This is a genomic window from Bradyrhizobium sp. CSA112 (assembly GCF_029051645.1).
Classification (GTDB): domain Bacteria; phylum Pseudomonadota; class Alphaproteobacteria; order Rhizobiales; family Xanthobacteraceae; genus Bradyrhizobium.
The window spans coordinates 1-18,224 of record NZ_JAACFS010000007.1; the positions used below are offsets into that span (position 1 = coordinate 1).

Annotated in this window: 16 protein-coding genes and 3 pseudogenes; 7 read left to right on the top strand and 12 right to left on the bottom strand. The window is 59.4% G+C overall.

Annotation, left to right across the window (positions count from 1 at the left end; translation table 11 throughout):
• Nucleotides 1-188 (bottom strand): annotated as a pseudogene (locus tag GWE18_RS15555) (hypothetical protein); the annotation flags it as partial.
• Nucleotides 189-570: 382 nt separating this feature from the next.
• Between GWE18_RS15555 and GWE18_RS15560 the strand changes: the two are divergent.
• Entirely contained in the window at nucleotides 571-1,050 is a 480-nt protein-coding gene (locus tag GWE18_RS15560) for a PH domain-containing protein (protein WP_275186789.1), read from the top strand.
• Between the two features lie 156 nt (nucleotides 1,051-1,206).
• On the opposite strand, the pseudogene GWE18_RS15565 reads toward GWE18_RS15560, so the two are convergent.
• Nucleotides 1,207-1,493, bottom strand: a pseudogene (locus GWE18_RS15565) (transposase); the annotation flags it as partial.
• Nucleotides 1,494-1,656: 163 nt separating this feature from the next.
• Nucleotides 1,657-1,992, bottom strand: coding sequence for a hypothetical protein (locus GWE18_RS15570; RefSeq protein ID WP_275186591.1), 336 nt, complete (start codon nucleotides 1,990-1,992; stop codon nucleotides 1,657-1,659).
• Nucleotides 1,993-3,139: 1,147 nt separating this feature from the next.
• Here GWE18_RS15570 and GWE18_RS15575 point away from each other — a divergent pair.
• From GWE18_RS15575 to GWE18_RS15590, 4 genes are all read left to right on the top strand, one after another.
• Nucleotides 3,140-4,903 carry a HAMP domain-containing sensor histidine kinase gene (locus tag GWE18_RS15575; protein WP_342804265.1) on the top strand — a complete coding sequence of 588 codons (1,764 nt, stop codon included), beginning with the start codon at nucleotides 3,140-3,142 and terminating at the stop codon, nucleotides 4,901-4,903.
• Nucleotides 4,904-5,080: 177 nt separating this feature from the next.
• Nucleotides 5,081-5,308, top strand: a complete 228-nt coding sequence (locus GWE18_RS15580; protein ID WP_275186593.1) for a hypothetical protein — start codon at nucleotides 5,081-5,083, stop codon at nucleotides 5,306-5,308.
• Nucleotides 5,309-5,465: 157 nt separating this feature from the next.
• Nucleotides 5,466-5,807, top strand: a complete 342-nt coding sequence (locus GWE18_RS15585) for a hypothetical protein (RefSeq protein WP_275186594.1) — start codon at nucleotides 5,466-5,468, stop codon at nucleotides 5,805-5,807.
• A gap of 238 nt (nucleotides 5,808-6,045) precedes the next feature.
• Complete coding sequence (locus GWE18_RS15590; RefSeq protein WP_275186595.1) at nucleotides 6,046-6,240, top strand: hypothetical protein; 195 nt, start codon at nucleotides 6,046-6,048, stop codon at nucleotides 6,238-6,240.
• 483 nt (nucleotides 6,241-6,723) lie between these two features.
• Here GWE18_RS15590 and GWE18_RS15595 read toward each other — a convergent pair whose 3' ends face one another.
• From GWE18_RS15595 to GWE18_RS15630, 8 genes are all read right to left on the bottom strand, one after another.
• Entirely contained in the window at nucleotides 6,724-6,873 is a 150-nt protein-coding gene (locus GWE18_RS15595; RefSeq protein WP_275186596.1) for a hypothetical protein, read from the bottom strand.
• A gap of 155 nt (nucleotides 6,874-7,028) precedes the next feature.
• On the bottom strand, nucleotides 7,029-7,352 hold the full coding sequence (locus GWE18_RS15600) for a hypothetical protein (protein WP_275186597.1): 324 nt from the start codon (nucleotides 7,350-7,352) through the stop codon (nucleotides 7,029-7,031).
• 590 nt (nucleotides 7,353-7,942) lie between these two features.
• A complete protein-coding gene (locus GWE18_RS15605; RefSeq protein ID WP_275186790.1) occupies nucleotides 7,943-10,369 on the bottom strand; it encodes an ATP-binding protein in 2,427 nt (808 codons plus the stop codon).
• Between the two features lie 258 nt (nucleotides 10,370-10,627).
• Nucleotides 10,628-10,987 (bottom strand): hypothetical protein, encoded by a 360-nt coding sequence (locus GWE18_RS15610; protein ID WP_275186598.1) that lies wholly within the window; start codon nucleotides 10,985-10,987, stop codon nucleotides 10,628-10,630.
• A gap of 131 nt (nucleotides 10,988-11,118) precedes the next feature.
• Nucleotides 11,119-11,307 (bottom strand): hypothetical protein, encoded by a 189-nt coding sequence (locus tag GWE18_RS15615; protein WP_275186599.1) that lies wholly within the window; start codon nucleotides 11,305-11,307, stop codon nucleotides 11,119-11,121.
• Between the two features lie 215 nt (nucleotides 11,308-11,522).
• A complete protein-coding gene (locus GWE18_RS15620; RefSeq protein WP_275186600.1) occupies nucleotides 11,523-12,152 on the bottom strand; it encodes a response regulator in 630 nt (209 codons plus the stop codon).
• Nucleotides 12,153-12,576: 424 nt separating this feature from the next.
• Complete coding sequence (locus GWE18_RS15625; RefSeq protein WP_275186601.1) at nucleotides 12,577-14,457, bottom strand: MFS transporter; 1,881 nt, start codon at nucleotides 14,455-14,457, stop codon at nucleotides 12,577-12,579.
• Between the two features lie 105 nt (nucleotides 14,458-14,562).
• Complete coding sequence (locus GWE18_RS15630) at nucleotides 14,563-15,525, bottom strand: zincin-like metallopeptidase domain-containing protein (RefSeq protein WP_275186602.1); 963 nt, start codon at nucleotides 15,523-15,525, stop codon at nucleotides 14,563-14,565.
• Nucleotides 15,526-16,170: 645 nt separating this feature from the next.
• Here GWE18_RS15630 and GWE18_RS15635 point away from each other — a divergent pair.
• A pseudogene (locus GWE18_RS15635) lies at nucleotides 16,171-16,456 on the top strand (hypothetical protein).
• A 6-nt stretch (nucleotides 16,457-16,462) separates the two neighbouring features.
• Here GWE18_RS15635 and GWE18_RS15640 read toward each other — a convergent pair.
• Entirely contained in the window at nucleotides 16,463-17,074 is a 612-nt protein-coding gene (locus tag GWE18_RS15640) for a cell envelope biogenesis protein TolA (protein WP_275186603.1), read from the bottom strand.
• 153 nt (nucleotides 17,075-17,227) lie between these two features.
• Between GWE18_RS15640 and ligD the strand changes: the two genes are divergently transcribed.
• Entirely contained in the window at nucleotides 17,228-18,175 is a 948-nt protein-coding gene (ligD, locus tag GWE18_RS15645) for a non-homologous end-joining DNA ligase (protein WP_275186604.1), read from the top strand.
• Nucleotides 18,176-18,224: the final 49 nt, after the last annotated feature.

An 18,224-nucleotide genomic window follows, 5' to 3' on the forward strand; every position in this document is an offset into this window, starting at 1 on the left:
CAGTATTTTTCCTGCTCAGGTGTTAGCTGCAACGCAGCCTTTACCAGGTCAATGCGCAAGTCCATCAGTGAATTCCGGTCCGCTACATTTAACCGTTCCGGAGTTGCGGTAGAAGGCGTTTGCGCGTGGGCAATCGGCGATGCAGTAAGGAAGAGTGCAGTTACTCCGACCACTACTATTTTCATCATCTGCGATCTCCTAGGTAAAGTTATCCCCCAGGCACACCGCAAAAATGGTCACGCACGGCAGGTCGGGTTGATTCAAATCAAAGGAACCTGAGAAGAATGCATGGCGGATCGTACAACGGTACGGCAGAAACCGGGCGCCCCGGCGCTGATCACTCGACGGCTTGAGATAGATCAAGGTCTTTAGGATGGTCGGGCCGGATCGTCACCAATCTCAGGGCCAATAAGTTTCGGCAGCTGCGGGCTGGGAGTGCTGTTTGTTTGGTTTCTATCCATGACACGGGTGGATCAGTTCGTGGCCGCTCAACTGCTCGCCGAGCCGCCCGCTTCGTTATCGTCGCCAAATGGCGCAAATGGCTGTGGTAGGCTAATTAAGGATAGGCATATGGGGCGTTATGTCGACGAAATCCTGCAGCCGGGTGAAAGGGTGCTGTATTCGACCAACGAGCACTGGATGTTCTTTCTGCCGGCGATCGCGGCGTGGATCGTGGCGGTCGCATTTCTGGTGCTGTGGCGCTTAGTCACTGCCGATGCCCTGATGTTGATTTGCTTGGCATTGGCGGCGGTCGCTGGGCTTGCGGCCTTGTACTGGACGGCGACGGCTTGGTTCCACCGCTGGACCACCGAGACCGACGTCACCAACATGCGGGTCGTTCATAAGACCGGTTTCATCAAGCGGCGGACCTTTGAGATGAGCCTCGACAAAGTCGAGAGCGTCGATGTCAACCAGAGCATTTTTGGCCGCGTTATGAACTACGGCGACCTGACCATTCAGGGTGTTGGCGAGGGCACGCAAACCATTTCCACTATTGCCTCGCCACTCGCGTTTCGCAACGCCATCACGACAAGGCCGGTCGGCACGTAAATCACGGTACGATGTGCAGGCGTTGCCCTCTCACAAAAAAGCACGTCGAATTTTTCCCCTACGGGGTGGCAGTAACGTCTACCTGCTTCTTGATCCTTGGGCGGCAACTACTTGGCCAACTCAGCGTCGCCTGACGTGCAGCGCCATCTCGGTACGGGTCAGCCAAAACGATACGATTTTGCGCTGGCACTCCCGCTCCAGTCGCCGGCTCGTCCGCACGCCATTGAGGTACCTGTAGACGTAAATTCAACAACGTCGCCAGATGATAGGTCGGCCTTCCTGTCGCCTCAGGCTCAACACCGTCAAAACCGAGCCCGGCCAGATCAAGCTCATCGACAAAAACATCGATCGCCCGGACCGGATTATGCTAGGACAAATAGTCTTCCAGCCGCTGGAAACAAACTGCTCTGACTGCGGTCATCACCAACGACAAAGCGCGTCATCGAACCCTCCGGCCGAATCCTGGAGAATCATGTCATTGAGGCTGTTTTCACACAGTCTTGGTCAAAAGCGTCGCTTCATCTAACCGCTGACCGCTTCTGATCTTCCTGCAACTGCGGACATCACACGTCGGGACCACCACTTCCGAAAAGTGCCAAAAGCGGGCTACCCAACCTCATAGTTCACTCTAGCTTCTGCAAAGCAACGCCCGGGGACATCAATGGGCGGCTTACAATCGGTTTTGAACTTCAGATTTGGCGCGATTTGTGCTGGCACCTTTATGGGTGCTTTGTCATTAAAGTGAGGCTTTGCTTGCTTGAGTGGCAGCCTGTCACTTTTGATCGAGCGGTTGGCTATCTGCTGAGTAAATATCGCAGTGGTCTCTGTACCGGACTGGAAACGTGCCGCTGCGTCCGAAGGAATGACCTGGTGCACCGCCATTGCACTGGTAATGCCCACGAGATAGCTGAATGAATGCGACGTGAGTGGCTTGATAAGCATGATGCTGCCAGTTCTCACTGCCAAGCAGTGCTGTGAGGTTTCAGCGCATGCGAAAACGCGGGGAATGCATGCGCCACAAAGATGAGAGCGCTCAAGCCCGTCACGACCTCGATCATCGTACCGCTCGCTTTTGCGCGCCCACCCGAGGGATGATTTATCCCGGCACCGAGTTTATGATAGGTGAGTTGTCGTTAATATTGATCTGATGGGCATTGTCCCAATGGACTCCGCGCGGTCGCAAGGACCTGACCTGCCTGTACTTGGCGAAGGCGCAGTTTTTTCGATGCGTCGTTACGACAGGCCTAGCGGAATGGGTTAGACGTCGCCAGTTGCAGAATGATACTAGAGCGACAGAACGGGCAGATTTCGATCGCGCCAGTTCACCTCACGGCTTGGCGTTTCGCGTGATGCTGCCTGCTTCTCCCGACTATGCCCACACACGGGACCGATGTCGGCTAATGGGTCATTCCCGTCGTTTCGACCCCTGCGCTGACTACTTCCGGTTTCCATCCAACACCGGACATATCGTTGCACTTGAGTTCGTTCACGCCGAGACCGGCCTGCGCCGTCGCTTGCCTGCTGCTTGATCGATCACAGCCGGTAGGCTTCGTCCTCAAGGGATCATCGGCGGTTGGCGGCGGGATCAGCCTCGCGCCCTCTTGGCGGAAGTGGTCGAGGCCCCGGCCCATCGCCTGCCGCGTTGCGTGTGCTGATCGAAGGCGTAGTCCGGTATCTCCGGGGCGAAGTCCTCAAGCAAAGATCGAAGCCCGATGGCGGCAGCGAAGTGGATCCCGGCTTTGGATTTCGGTGACCTGCACATCGGCCTGATGCAGTTGCCGATCATCAGCCGGTACTTGCGGGCCTGATCGTGCAATGAACCGCCGTTAGCTTATGTTAGCGCCAGCCGTAGGGTCACTTGGCGGCCCGGAAAGGAACCGTCATCGGTATGTGCTCATTTCGGCTATCGATCCTTCACGTTCGCCGATGAGGTGCGCTTAGAAGGGACAGCAAGGCGATGCACCTACGGCATGCCGTGTCATTTCGATCTTTTTGCGCGCGGACCTTTTTCGGTGCGCTGAGTGTCGCATTATTGCTGGCAACGCTGTGTCAAAGTCAGGCGGCTGATCCAGAGCCAAAGCGCGTTCTGATGCTGCAATCATTCGGCCTCCGCTTCAAGCCATGGACCGATTTCGCAGAGTTTCTTCGGCCTGAAATGACCAAGCAATCGAAAGTCCCGATAGACTTTCAGGACCACTCGCTGTTGACCGCTCGATTGGACGACGACAGGGCGCATGCGCCGTTTGTCGATTACCTACAAGCATTGTACGGGGCAAAGCCTCCCGACCTCGTTGTCGCTCTCGGTGCGCCAGCCGCCGAGTTCGTGCAACGATATCGCAATCGTCTTTTCCCCCAGACACCGATGCTCTTTACTTCCGTCGAGGCCCGTCGTGTCCAGTACGACAAGCTAACCGGGTACGATACGGTGGCCGCTGCGGCCCATAATTTTCCCGCCGCTATCGAAACTATCCTGCAAGTGCTGCCCGACACAAAATTGATAGCGGTGGTAAATGGGGCTTCACCCAATGAAGCGTTTTGGCAAACGGTATTCGAACGAGAACTCGCGCCATTCAGCGGGCGTATTGAACTGCGCTGGTACAATAAGCTGTCATTTGAAGACATTCTGAAGGACGCGGCACATCTTCCACCCCACAGCGCCATCTTCTGGCATCTAATGAGCGTTGATGCCGCAGGTGTGACGCAGGAAGGCACTACCGCGTTGCACAGGCTCTCCACTGCCGCTAACGCCCCAATTTTTTCTTATCTTGACGGATTTTTCGATGGCTCGATTGTCGGCGGCTCTATGCATTCGGTTGAGAAGGGGATGGCCATCGCAGCCGCAGCGGCAATTCGCATTTTGAACGGTGAAAAGGCTGGTGACGTCAAGGTTCCACCCTCTAGATTTGAACCGCCAAGGTTCGACTGGCGCCAAATGCAGCGCTTTGATATCAGCGATAGCAACTTGCCTCCCGGCAGCACCGTCTACTTCCGAGAGCCAACGGTGTGGGAGCGGTATTCGTGGCAGATCGCATCCATCGTCGCGGTTCTTCTGATACAGGCGGGACTTATCGTGGTCCTGCTGCAGGAACACCGTCGGCGTCAACTTGCCGAAGTGCTCTCGCGGCAGCGCATGGCAGAGCTTGCTCACGTGAACCGCTTCTCGACGGCTGGCGAACTGACCGCCTCAATTGCCCACGAAATCAACCAGCCGCTCGGCTCTATTCTAACAAACGCCGAAACCGCACAGGCAATTCTAAGATCTCCTAGCCCTAACATTGCGGAACTGGACGAGATAGTAACTGATATTGTGCAGGATGATCGACGTGCCACCGAAGTCATCCGCAGGATGCGCAGTCTGCTGAAAAAGGCCCCCTTCGAGCAGAAGCAATTCGACCTCAATGAAGTTGTGCAAGAGACGATAAGATTTTTTGCTTCTCTTGCCGTTGGGCGGAAGTTCGAGCTGGTTAGTGTGATCACGCCGGAAACGCTTCCGATACTCGGCGACCGCATCCAACTTCAACAAGTCATTCTGAACCTTGTCATGAACGGGATCGAAGCGATGCGGGACACGCCGAGTGAAGATCGGATCATCAGCATCCGGACTTCCCGCGTCGAGAACTTTGCCCAGCTATCCGTGTCTGATCGCGGCTCGGGCATTCCCGACGAGAAACTAAAAGAGGTCTTCGAACCGTTTTTCACCAGCAAGGCGGAAGGCATGGGCATGGGGCTGTCCATCGCGCGCACCATTATCGAGGCGCACAACGGGGTCATATCGGCCAAAAATCGGGATCACGGCGGCGCGACGTTCCGGATCAGGGTTCCTCTATGTACCGACGGCGCTGGACCGTCATAGGAAGCTTGGCACCCTGACGTGTGCTTCGTCGTCATGCCGCCCAAATGGAATACAGGACGCTGGCGATCACAATCACACTCAAGATGACAGTGGCGATCCCGGCCACTTCGATGGTGAAAGCCCGTTTGGGATCAAATGGCATGCGTCATTCTTGGCGGCTGTCGAGCGACGGCAGCATTGATCTACGTCAAGAAAATCGGGTGGCGCTACCTTCACTGGCGCGGTTGTCAAATCTTCCCCATCATGATCGAGCGGCGTCCCTCCGGCTTCATCGAACCGTGTCAGCCGTCGAAGGTGGCGCGGCCTCCGTCCGGGCCATCGTGGGTTCACGAGATCAAGCACGACGGCTACCGGCTGATGGTGCGCCGGGATGGTGCGCGCCATCCGGATCGGTTCTCGCGATGAAGCGGGTGATGGAGCAGTCCCGTTCACGTAGATGAACGTGAGGTTTGATCCAGGTCAAGGGCGCGCAGCTCCCGCGCGCGAAGCTTCGGGCAGACCCGCGGTTCGGCGCGATGCGCAGGTGTCCGCGGCTTCCTCTCCAGAACAAGGAGTACGCCTAATGTTGCGTCGAATTCTCATCGCTTCGGCAGCCGCGGCCATGCTGCTAGTCACCTTCACTCCCGATGACGCCGATGCTCGCGGTCGCGGAGGTGGCGGCTATCGGGGCGGTGGCGGAGGCTACGACGGCGGCGCTGTAGCAGTTCGAGGGGCTCGGGGCGGCGCTGTCGCAGTGCGCGGCGGGCGCTACGGCTATCGTGGTGGGGCCTATCGCGGCTACGGTGTCGGTGCGGCAGCGGTGGGCGCCGCTGCGGTCGGCGCCGCTGCGGCCGGGGCCTACCGCGGCAGCTGCTACGACGCCTACGGCAACTACGTCTGCGCCGGCGGGTACCGTCCGTACTGAGCGGCGCGACGCGGTTGGCCTATGGTGCTCGAAGCCGATGACGAAGTCATTTGCATAAGCGAACCATTTATAATGCCGGATCGGGCGGCACACCTTGCGCCAGCGAGGCGCGCCGCCCTGACACGTCGACACGGGTTGAGGTGATGAGGACGCCGGTGTCGGCGCGGTTTCGTGATATTAGGTGGCGCTGGAGATGGTCGCCCAAGGTCCAGCGCCCGTGATTGCCGGAGAGGTCGTCTTGGCAGGCAGCAGCCCCGACAGCACGATCGTGTTCAGCGCCAAGCTCCCCGAATGCCCAGGCATGATGGGGGCTTGTTCCCGGCGACGGGTTCGCGCCCGGAACGGTTCGGAGCCCAATGCCGAGCACCTGCCGCTGGTTCAACGCCGCTTTGTCGTCGGCGACCTCATCGAGCCCGGCGTTGACCTTCGCTAATAGCTGCTCCTTTAAGAGCCAGCAGAAAAACCTCGGGTCCGCGATTTCCGCAATTGCAAGCGCGGGCGCTCGCGCGGCGTCATTCTGATCTCCTATCCGTGAGGCTCGGACATTGCCTTACCGCGGTATTCTCAATCCGGACGACCGCAACCAATCGAAAGCCAGGCTTTGCGTTACCGTCTCCTCTGGATCTTGCCCGCAATGACACGCACATATCGCCTGCCCGATTTACCCGGCGCGTTTTCGCACTTACGTGACGCTAATCAGCAAAGTTGCTGACCCCGAAGTCTTTTGATCGGGAGCCATCGTCGGCGGATTCAAAACCTTCCGCTAGCAAGCCACGTTTGAGCAATTCTCGTACTGCCGATGCACGGCTCGGCATACGCTTCTTGAACCGCCAGTTATCGACCAGCTTTAGGAACGACGTGGTCCCTCACGTCGCCACGTGCAACACGCGTCAGCGTCTCTGATAATTTTCGTTCCTCACCCCAAAAAGACTTTTGCAACAAGATCTGCCAACTGCAGACTCATCACCGCAGCAATATAGCGCTGGTTGTTTGCAAACAGACTTTCGTCGACATCGTATATCTGTTTCGCGGCACAATGCGTCGTGTGATCGGTCTTGTCGCGCATGAACGGATTGATATCTCGGAGCGCACTTTGACTCTTTCAGACGTTTAGTAGTGGACAATGAGCATTCTCATTGAGGGTGAGGTGCGAGCTGTTTGTGACGGCTGACGCGCGACAGATCAGCGGCGCTGACGCCGACACCTCGTACCGGCGGTCTGTCAGGGAACGGACCGGGGCGGGTCGGATGTCGGCGTGCGTGCAAGTTTGCGCGCCGCCGCCCATGCGGAAAGCGGCGTGATCACGGCAAAGAGCAGCCAAACTGGAGCGACGATGAAAATTGCAACGGCTCCTTGGCCGCAGTTTGACCAGTCACACCCCCACCAAAACATGGCCGGGAAAAGGAGGACAAGTACGGAAACGGCCGCGCAACAGACTAGCCAGGCTCCGCACGGCCTTTTGGCGAACCACGGCGCCAGCGGAAAGAGGAACGGTGCGAAGAAGAGGAGGTACATGACGCCTCCGAATACATCGAGCGGGGTCATCGGCGTGCTCCTAATGTGACGCGAAAATGGGCTGCGGCAGCCGGCACGACCCACGCCACACCCTTCTGCGTTAGCAGGATACCCTGGCCGGGCAGCCACTCGTACCCCCAGCGCTCGCCGCGCGCATGGGGGGCCTTCTGCGGCCCGCTACCATGGGGCGCGCGACGATACCAGTCACACTTACTGGTGCCGACCCCGCCCTGCTTCGGCAGGGTCGATGTCCGCCGGCAGCGGCGCAAGGCCTTCGTCTCTCTCCTGGAACCAGGCGCTCAACTGTCAACGCCCCCCATCTTTCGCCCAAACTCAGAGCTGAGCTTTTGGAAGCGATGATCAAGGCGGGACTGCCCGAATAGAATCTCCCCCGATGTCCGCCCAAGAAGAGTGGTGGCCGGCGGCCGCTGTCCAGCGCGTTCGATTTTCGCTTCTGGCACCTTTGAGACATGTCCGCCTATACTGAGAATGGCCGTTCACCGGGGTCGACCCGAAGTCGCTGTGGTCGGTCAAACCGAGGCGGATGATCCGTAGCAGACATCCTGCGCACGCGAACGAATGTCAGCCAAGCGTTAGGGATGAGGCGTTCACACTAGTACTCACTTCCCTTGGCCTCTCAAGGCTTCCAGAAGTTCTTCGGCCAAGAAGGGCTTGATCAGGAGAGAGACATCTTGGGCAGAAATTGAGAGTGTTGTTTGCGATCTGGTATCCCCGGTCATCACGACGGCCGGTACGTTCCGACGGAGTGCCACACGCAGGTGCCGAATGGTCTCTACACCATCCGGCGAGCCACGAAGGTTATAGTCACACAGCAGCACATCCGGGCGCAGGTCGTGCTCTCTGACCAGAGTCAAGGCTTCCCCCGCCGTTGCAACAATGGTGGCGTCAATCCCTTTCGTCTTAAACAGCCTCCCGAGCGCTGAGCGCACGGACGCCTCGTCCTCGATCGCGAGCACGCTGCCGAGGAAGAAGGCATCATTATGCACTGGCGGGGTTGCTTCCGGCACGTTGATACCGGATCGACCGCGCGGAACTTCAATGAAAAACCGTGTACCCTTTCCCGGGATTGAGCGTACCCCGACGCTGTGATCCAGGATTTTTCCGAGCCGCTTCACAATCGCAAGACCCAACCCAAAGCCGCCCCGCTCCGCGCCGCCGGTCCCCTGATAGTACTCATGGAAAATGTGCGGGAGCTGGTCTTCGGCAATACCGATGCCATTGTCCCAGACTTCAATGCGAACATTGTCGCCGGCTCGCCGGCATCCAAGCAGAATTCGTCCCCTGTCAGTGTATCGGACCGCATTCGACAACAGGTTGCGGATCATCTCCGCGAGCATGCGCCTATCGCTGCGGATGATGAGCTCGGAACGGACGATGCACAGTCGCATCCCTCCTTCCTGCACAAGCGCGACGAAGTCTCCAGCGAGCGGCTCAAATATATCGTTCAGCGAAAACTCGCTCACGGATGGATGGAGGTTACCGGATTCCAGCCTGTTCACATCGAGCAGGCTGGATAGGATGCTGGTCATGGTGTCCAGCGAATGCCCGATTCCAGCGACAAGATTGCGGGCCTCACCGCCTGGATGGTGTGGCTCAAGCGCTGCCTGCAGGAGTTTCAGCGTCTGCAACGGTTGTCGCAAGTCATGGCTTGCGGCGGCCAGAAAGCCCGATTTGGCGCGATCGGCCGTTTCTGCTGATCTCCACGCGAGCGACAGCTCCTCGTCAAAACGCCTGCGTGCAGTAACATCCGTCGTGAGTCCGCTGATGTGCGTAGGCGTTGCGCCTAAACCGAACTGGACGATCGCAATCTGTTCCAGCCAGACTTCACCACGATCCGGCCGCAGGTAGCGGAATGCGATCGAAATCGAGGGCTGCTCCGGACGGGCATCTTCGAGGCAGGAGGCCACCCGCGGCTGGTCTTCAGGATGTATATGTTTCAGCCATTCGGTCCCGCTGAGAACCCGTTGCGCGTCGAGAGCGAGGATCTCAGTTGCATTCTGGCTCAACCGTATTTCATCGGCAGATACGTCCCAATCGAAAGCCATAACGCTGCCGGCCCGCAGCGCCTGCTGAAATCGAGCCTCCCTCTGCAGAATAGCTGTTTCATGAAGCCTCCGCTCGCTAAACAGGGCTGCGAGGACCAGCGAGCCCAATGAGATCGCAAGGATGGTAGCTTGGGCTCCCAGCACACGCTCTTCGATCGATAGGCGCAAGTCTCCAAAAATGCCGATTCCGAAGATTGTCGTCCAGACGATCGTGATCGCACAGACAAATGAGGCAATCGCGGTGAACGCTGGACGATGGCGAGATGCGGTCCACAGTAGAAGTGGACAGAGCGCGGCAATCGCGAGTTCCGCGGTCCAGGGCGCATTGGGCAAGAAAACCAGCAACGCGCATACGAAGGACACCACGGCAAGCGCTAAGACGCCCTCGGCGATCTCGCTGCTCGGCGGGAAGTCGCGCGCCAATGACATCAGCCCAATCGCGAGGGGCGCCACCGCAAAGATCCCGATCGCGTCAGACGAGAGCCAGTGAAGCCAGATCACCAGCGGGGATGCTGCCGACCCGTGAAACAGTACGAAGCCTGCCGTACCCACGATGCCGGAGAGGCTCGTTCCAACAACGGTCGCGGCAAACAGTGCCAATACCCTTCGCAGTTCGTTCAACTCGAACGGGGAGCCACAAAAGCGGTGGATCAGGCCTGCGACGATGACGGCCTCACCCGCGTTCGCGACAGCAGAGAATACCGAGTTCCCAATGTTGCGATCGCCCAGCAAATTGGCTGCGAGCGTTGCAGCTAGCACCCCGACGACGACGGGCAACCGGGCCGCAGAACCAAATGCGATCAAAATCCCCGAAGCTACTCCTGCGGCGGGCCAGAATACGGCAACACCATCGACCGGCTCCAGCAATGCAAGGCTCAGCCGCGCGGTGCCAAAATAGGCCACTGCCACTACGAGGGTCAAAACGAGGCCTGCCTCGCCTGCGAACGGCTGGCGAGCCGAAATGACGGTCTGTTTTGCCACAGTGCCCAATGGCCCCTCCACTCGTCTGGGCCGAAACCCTGACTTGCAAAGCCTTGCGCTGTCGCCGCGATATCGCCGATGCGGAGGCTCTAGCGACTATAAGCCCGCATTTCCGCTCAACTGTTGCAGTGCATTGGTCTCCTGGTAACACCTTTGAGACATGCCGTCGGTCCACGATTATGTCTGCTTGTGGGGCTAGACCGAAACTGAGTTGCACGCGGTCAAGGCGACGCGATGACCCAAACCGAAATTGAAGTCTTACCAACAGGGTTGGAGGTCATGGCCGCCCCAGATGAAAATCCGCTTTACCGACACCCTGCACCAAGATGAGCCGACACTTTTTCCGTCCAGCGGTGTCACACAATGCGGGACACCCGGCAAAACGTCATATCTGTCACCGACGTTCACGTACACGGCATTACCCGGATTGTGAGTTTCGATAACGGCCGTGCCTTCAAGGATAAAGAAAATATCGCTTATATGAGTATGCCAGTGCCAGGCGACACATTCGTCACCCACGAGGCTCATAGCCGAAACCCGCACGTCCGAACCAACTGCTACATGTTCCAAGCCATAAGTGCGCTCGCTAGGCGGCCGAAGATTATTCTTGGGGTCCATTGCCGTTCTCCCTGTCGCTGTGGTTTAGCTCATTTACCGGCCCACGGTTATCAGATGCATAAACTCGGTAGCGTCAACCGTGATGCGCCTTGGACCAGATGCTCGGCCGGTCGCGTCACGTTGCCTGCGCATCAGGCTGTATGTCGATGAGAACTTCCCTTGAAGAAGGGATCAAGCCGCACCGGTTCGCCGGTATCTCTCCAGAACACCTTTTTTCCAAGACTAGCAGCCACCGCGAGCCGGTGGTGGCCGCCGATCAGCGTATGGTCATCCGTCACTTTCGCGATGATCTCGCCGTCTTCGTCCACGATGTTCTTCATGTGCCGCCTCCAATCCAACGCGCTCTGTCCCGGCCTTCATGCCGTCGCTAGAATGAAAATCAGTACATAGGCGAGATAACCGATCAGAGCGACACAAGTGCCAGTCGCAATCCTGGCTAGGTCGATGATGGAAGCCAGTCTTGGATCAAGTGCCATGCGCCATCCTTGGTGGCAGTCGAGCGATGGCATTGATCTACGTCAAGCAAGGTGGCGGCCTAGGCCGTCTGTCCGGCAGCCGATGTAATCCCGACCCGCTCGGCAAGGGACACAAGTTCTGGCAAGGTCCGAACCTGCATTTTCTCCATCACCCTATGGCGATGGGCCTTGATGGTACGTTCGGTACAGCCTAACGCGCGGGCGACCTGCTTGTTGGTGTTACCGCGAATGACTAAGTCGAAAACTTGCCGCTCGCGCGGTGTCAATGCTGCGACGTGAGCGCGCACGCTATCCATCTTGTCCTTCACGCCACGCGTCACTTCATGATGCGCAATCGCCCGCTCGATTGCTTGAAGCAGATCTTGCGATGATACGGGCTTGATCAGAAAGTCATCCGCACCCGCCTTGATGGCCCGTACCGTGGTCGGAATATGGGGATGCCCAGTGAGGAATATGATAGGCAGCGTTGAACCGAGTTCGCTCAGGCGCTCTTGCAGCTCCGTACCGCTCAGTTCCGGTATCCGCACGTCGAGGAGAAGGCAGCTTCGGACACTTTCGCTCGGCAAGTTATCCAGCAAGTGCTGAGCCGAAGCATAGGTGGCGACCTCGTAACCGGCGTGCTTCAAACGACGTTCCATCGCTGTCCGGAAGGACGCATCGTCATCGACAATATGCACGCACGCTTGCACAGATCAATCTCCCCGCAGAAGGATGTCAGGAAGAACAGGCAATTGCAACCTTGGCGCCGCATCTGACTTGTCTCACCCATATGGGTGAGCCATTTGATCTCATTCCGAACGCCGCTGCGCCGCCTGCGCATTAAACTAGTGACCCCAATGTCTCAGTTGGGTCAATCGCGTCATCTTGGTCGTCGGGCGACTACTTCCGGTCTTCCCCTGGAAACGGACATCGTCAGGGTCGGTCGCCATGTCTCGATGGGGCAGGAAGGCGACATCGACGGCCAATAGGCGGAATCTGCTTTACCCTTAAGAACGGATCTGCTCAGGATGTCCCGTCATGTCTTAAGCGCATCGGTCCTCGCATTCCCGTCGTTCCCGGCCGGCACGTCATACAAAGGCAACGCGGCTCAGACTGATCGGCGGCGCCGTTCTCTTATCGCGTGCTCTCGCGATCCTGCAGAAAAAGCCGCCTACTCCCAAGTTCGAATGCGTGCAGCGGCTTGAGGGAGAATGCATCAAGTTCATTCCCCTCGCCTCGTCGCGTCAGAATCCAAGTTAGCGCAAACCACACCCCAGCTACGATCTGAAGCCCTACGTTGAAAGCAAACGCAGTCTGGTAAGCTATCTCAGGATAATGCCCATTTGCGGGAGCCCAGAGCTGAACCAATAACCCTGTCATATATTGCACGACAAACGCGCCGCCGATGTGGAAGACGTTCAGCGCCGCATTGGCCCTGCCCGCCAACTCCTTTGGGAAATACTCGGCCAGGATCGCGTAACTGAGGACAGTTCCAGCACCGACTGCCGCCACGACGATCCACGGGACATACGAGGGGAGCGGCCATCGCAGGATCAATGCCAACTGAGCCGCGATGAACATCACGGCGACAAGACCCAACAGCGGCCGCGGTCCAATCCCACGTCGGCGCGCCCGATCGACCGCAATGCCCCACAGAAGCCCGCCCAAACTTAATGCGATAGCCATGATGAGCAAATGCCAGAGTAGTCCCGACCGGTCGAGACCCTCGACATCGCTAAGCCATGGTGCCGCCCACAGTCCCTGCAACGCCCATGCCGTCCCGATACAGGTGGCCGAAAGTGGAGCCAAGCGCCAGAAGCGTGGGTCGGCATAGACTGCCTTCAGGCTAATAGGTGTTGGTCCGCCCGCCAACGATATAGGCGTCGGCACCTCTGGGACAGCAAGATAGATGACAAGAGCGCATCCGGCCGAGACAATCGCGAGTAGCACAAACAATGCTCGCCAGCCCGCCGAGACCAGCAGAAATTCCGCAGGCAAAGTTGCCGTCAGCGCGCCCAGGGCTCCCAGCATAATCATCAGGCCGTTGAGCAGTGGGATACGTTCGCTGGGAAACCAGAGCACGAGGGCCTTCAAGCCGGCCGTCAATGATGCGGCGACACCAAGGCCGATCAGTGCTCGGCCGCCGAGGAGCAGCCAAAAATTGTCCGAGACGGCAAACAGCGCCGCGCCGAGAGCTGCGGCAATCATCACGGCACTTTGGATCCGCCCCGGACCATATCGATCCAACAGGACGCCGATCGGAATCTGGGCAGCCGCGAAAGTCAGGTAGTAAACAGACGTCAATAGGCCAAGGTCGCCAGCGCCGAGGCCAAATTCCGAGGTCAAGGAGCCGGCGACCGTCGCATTGATCGTCCGAAACAGAAATGAGAGGTATGGCTCGTCATAACCGGATCGGCTGACGTTCTCCCAGACTTGATCCTGGCGGGCGTGATCGGCCGTCACCGAGAATGCCATGAGTTGCTCGAGGGTCATGCCGTCTTCGGCATAGACCTCGTGCAGCTTCGGCGAGACCGACGCCAGACGCAGCCGCTGCTTGACGATCGTTGGATTCACGAAATGCCGTGCAGCAATGTCTTCCTCGGTCATGCCGAGATCGCGGAGCGTCTGGAAGGCCCGAAATTGATCAAGCGGATGCAGGCCGACCCGCTCATCGTTCTCCGCCACCGAATCGTCCTCGGCAATGCCGCCTTCACGAACGACGCACGGCACCGCCTGCGTCTTCGACATGCGCTTCTGTTTCACCAGAAGCTCGAGAGCCCGATAGCGCCTGCCGCCCGCCGGCACCTCGAATATGCCGGTCTCGTTACCTTCTGCATCGACGACAGCCCGGACACTCAGGCTCTGCAGCAGAGTACGCTGCGCAATGCTTTCGGCTGGCTGCTCGATCGAGACACCGGCTTTCACGCGGCGGACGTTCGACTGGCTGAGCACGAGCTTGTTGAAGGGAATGTCCCGGGAAGGCGACAGCGTGATCCTCTGTACGGCTTTCGTCATTTTTGCTCTCCACGACGGGTAGCCGCGAGACTCTCTCTCGGCTTCCAACCCGTCGCGAACAGCGTCCCCTCCTCTCACTCTCGCGCGGCCGCAGGAGGCGAAGCATCACGCCGCCTGGTGATCGGCGACAACCAAGTCCAGCGAACCGGAGACGATGGGTTCAGGAACGAAGCCGAGCAAATAGTCCGCGGCCTTGCTCGCCTGCGAGGCGGCGCGCACGATGGCGCGATTGTCTTCGCGCAGGACTTCAAGCCAGGAGCCGATGTAGTCGGCATGGCGCACGGTCGGCACGATCCCGAGCGACGCGCAGCTGAACGCGGCACTGAGTTCAGCTACCAGCTCCTCGAAGGCGTATTTTCTCGTACCGTGGGCTCCGCCCTGGTCACGGTTGAGACGCGAGCGATGTCCGGTCGCATGACCCAATTCATGCAGCGCCGTGCGGTGCCAGTTGATCGGTTCGAAATAGGCCTGCGGCGGCGGGACCTGTACATAATCTTCGGCTGTTGCATAGAATGCGCGATCTCCACCAATCCGAAATGGAATTCCGCTGGCCTTGATCAGGGCTTCGACTGTGGGTTCGATCAAGCCCGGCGGCGGTGGCGGCGCAGCGGTGGCAATCTCGTCGGGCAGTTCTTCACACTGGTCGGTGTTGAAAACGGTAAATCGCTTGAGGAATGGAATCGCCTGTGCTTCTTCGCCGGTCTCTGCGGCGCGTCGTCTTTCGTCGGTGGGCACGAACCGGTCGGCGTAAACGACGGTGGTACCGCGTTCACCTTTGCGGACGTGACCTCCAAGGGAGAGCGCCTGGCGAAAAGTGAGCCAACTTTGGCCGGTAAATCCCCGTTCGATCGCGGCTCCCCAAAGGATCAGGATGTTTACGCCACTGTATTGCCGGTCAGTCGACCCGTTTTTCGGCATGGCCAGCGGCGCTTTGGCCGCGGCCGTACCCCAGGGCTGGACCCAGGGCACCCGGCCAGCCTCAAGCTCGGCAATAATCCTGTCGGTAATTTCGTCATATAAGGTCGCTCGGTCCTGACCGGCGCGCGCGCGAGCAGTATGGTTTGACATCGCGGATCTCCGCGACGGGCGCCGCGAGCCTCTCTCGCAGCCTTCAACCCGTCACGGCAAACCCGCGCGGCACTCTTACTCTCAGCCTCTTGCGCGAGGGTTGACGCCGGTGTGACCGAGACGCCACGTGGGTCGGCTTACAAGAGCTCGGTTGGCCCTGCTTGATGTGCCTAGGGCCGAAGGCCCCGACCAAGCGTGGGCCAGGGGCGCATCGCCTCAACGGAAAATGGCACCCGCAGGAGCGTGAGCATAGCGACGCCGAGGGCGGCACGCGGGACCGAGTGCAGCGACGAGACCGGTTAAGAGGGCACCCGGGAACGGGGCAGTGATAGCGACGCCGGCATCCTTCATGACGGCGGGCCCCTTTCCCGAGTGCCCCCGGCGAGGAGCTCCGCAGCTCTTGCGCGAGGGATCGAAGCCGCACGGCCGAGACGCTACGCGGCTCGGTTCACGAGAGCCCGGTCCGGCACTTGCCGGACGCGCACAAACGGAAATGAAGCGCTAGCTGGGGGCTTTGGATTTCCTCGCAGGTTCGCGGGCGGTAGCACTCCAAACCTTGAGCTCCCGCCGTTGCGAATCCCAGCCATGTGTTATCGGCCGGAACGAATGACGGACAAAACGATTCGCCGTTCAGGAGCCATTTCTATGCTGATGACACGTGAACGAAGGCCGGCGATACGGACAATGCCGCGGATGGGCGATTGACGTGCTCCAGGAAGCCGGCGCCATCCGCGAGTGCGAGGAGCACGGTTGGATGCAGGACCGCGCCGATCCGCATGCCTGGGAGCGAGCGATCGATATCGCCCGTGAAGACCCGCCAGCAGGGGTCACCCCTGATGCAGCGGCGGCCGAGGTTCGCGACGTGCTGAACTCGATCGGTGATACCTGCCCAGAATGCCCTGCTGATCAGAAGGACCGGCGCCGCGCATGACAGAAACTAACCCCGCGCGCGGCGCAGCGCGGCTTCCAATCGCTCCTTCTCCTTATCCCAGCGGGCTTTTTCGGCCTGCGAGCTCTTCTCGAGAGCCTCGACCTCCGCCTGGATGGCGGCGGCGCGCTTCGCGTGCTCCTGCTCGGCCTTGTCCAACGCAGCCTGCGCCTTGTCGACCGCCTGACGGCGTTCACGCTCCTTCTGCCTGGCGGCCTCTTCCTTCGCCCGTTCAACATCGCGGCGCTTCTGTTCCCGTTCGTAGGCGAGAGCGGCCTTTCGCTCCGCAGCCTCGTCGACAGGGCGAGAGGAAGGCTTCTTCGCCTTTGGGCCTTTCGACTTGCGGGCGGCTTTCGTTGATCCGCCGCCACCAAGATTGGTGGGCAGTTCAGCATGCTCGCTGAAAGGTCGGTCGGATCCGACCGGGCGCCTGAGAACGACGCCGGGCTTTGCCATGGTCGCGGCGATGATTTCCGGATCGTGGCTCTCCTTCGCAGCGCCTTGGTGGAAGAGATTGCTGTCTGCGCCCCACGCTTCCAGAGCCGCTTTCATGGAGGGAGTGGCGATCGCCAGATCGAAGAAACCTAGCGAAGTCTGGTAGGTCTTGAGTTTTCTGGCCATCGGTCTGATCAGCCCTTCCCGTTCGATAGTCAACGTCGCGCACTCTGGGATTGGTCGCGGCGTCTGACGGAACATGCCATGGCTTTGAGCGTTCCCTCATTCTTGAAGGACGTCCATGCATTACGCAACGCGCTCTGAAGGATTGGCCTTTGAATGAGCCGGACGTCGACCCTGCCCAAGCGCTTACAGCCGATGCTCGCTACGCTCACCGACGCGCCCTTCGACGACCCCGGCTGGGTTTTCGAGGACAAGTACGATGGCTTCCGGATGATCGCGGAAATCCGGCGGGGCAAGGTTGCGCTCTACAGCCGCACTGGCAAGATCATCAGCCGCAGCTATATCGAGGTCGCCAAAGCGCTGGAGGGCGTGAAGGGCGACGCGGTGATCGACGGCGAGCTCGTCGCGATCGGAAAGGACGGCGTCTCGCATTTCCAGCTGCTTCAAAACGCGCTGCGCCATGAAGCGAAGCTGCTGTATTGTGCCTTCGATCTCATGTTCGAGAACGCAGCGGACTTACGCAAACTGCCTCTTCTCGAGCGCAAGGAGCGGCTGAAAGCGATCCTGCCGCGCCACCGGCTGATCGCCTTCAGCCGCCACCGCAAAGCGAACGGCACGAAATTTTTCGCCGAAGCCGAGCGGAAGGGTCTGGAAGGCGTCATGGCGAAGCGCGCCGACAGCGCGTATGTGTCCGGAAGCCGGACGCCGGATTGGCTGAAGATCAAGACGGCAAAGCGGCAGGAAGTGGTGATCGCCGGCTTCTCGGCGCCCAGGCGTAGTAGGCCGTTCTTCGGCGCCCTGGTCCTCGCCGTGCGGGAAGACGATGCATGGCGCTACATCGGACATGTCGGCACTGGCTTCAGCCACAAGGTCCTGGAAGACCTCCATGCCAAGCTCGTGAAGCTGACGACCCCTAAATCACCCTTCCCTGCCAAAGTGAAGGACGAGGCCGCCACGACCTGGGTCAGGCCCTCGTTGGTGGCCGAGGTCAAATTCGCGGAGTGGACGAGTAAGGGCGAACTGCGCCAGCCCGTCTACCTCGGGCTCAGGTCCGACAAGCGGGCGAAGGATGTCGTGCGCGAGCGAGAACGTCCGCGCAAATAGCGCTTCCCTTCGGGCGTAACCGGCAAACGGAACGCATTAACGCATTCGT

Coding starts and splice junctions, on each gene's coding strand:
- GWE18_RS15640 (WP_275186603.1), bottom strand. CDS start 17,074: ATGGCCAGAAAACTCAAGACCTACCAGACTTCGCTAGGTTTCTTCGAT.
- GWE18_RS15615 (WP_275186599.1), bottom strand. CDS start 11,307: ATGAAGAACATCGTGGACGAAGACGGCGAGATCATCGCGAAAGTGACG.
- ligD (WP_275186604.1), top strand. CDS start 17,228: ATGAGCCGGACGTCGACCCTGCCCAAGCGCTTACAGCCGATGCTCGCT.
- GWE18_RS15600 (WP_275186597.1), bottom strand. CDS start 7,352: ATGACCCCGCTCGATGTATTCGGAGGCGTCATGTACCTCCTCTTCTTC.
- GWE18_RS15625 (WP_275186601.1), bottom strand. CDS start 14,457: ATGACGAAAGCCGTACAGAGGATCACGCTGTCGCCTTCCCGGGACATT.
- GWE18_RS15630 (WP_275186602.1), bottom strand. CDS start 15,525: ATGTCAAACCATACTGCTCGCGCGCGCGCCGGTCAGGACCGAGCGACC.
- GWE18_RS15595 (WP_275186596.1), bottom strand. CDS start 6,873: ATGCGCGACAAGACCGATCACACGACGCATTGTGCCGCGAAACAGATA.
- GWE18_RS15570 (WP_275186591.1), bottom strand. CDS start 1,992: ATGCTTATCAAGCCACTCACGTCGCATTCATTCAGCTATCTCGTGGGC.
- GWE18_RS15585 (WP_275186594.1), top strand. CDS start 5,466: ATGTTGCGTCGAATTCTCATCGCTTCGGCAGCCGCGGCCATGCTGCTA.
- GWE18_RS15575 (WP_342804265.1), top strand. CDS start 3,140: ATGCTGCAATCATTCGGCCTCCGCTTCAAGCCATGGACCGATTTCGCA.
- GWE18_RS15560 (WP_275186789.1), top strand. CDS start 571: ATGGGGCGTTATGTCGACGAAATCCTGCAGCCGGGTGAAAGGGTGCTG.
- GWE18_RS15610 (WP_275186598.1), bottom strand. CDS start 10,987: ATGGACCCCAAGAATAATCTTCGGCCGCCTAGCGAGCGCACTTATGGC.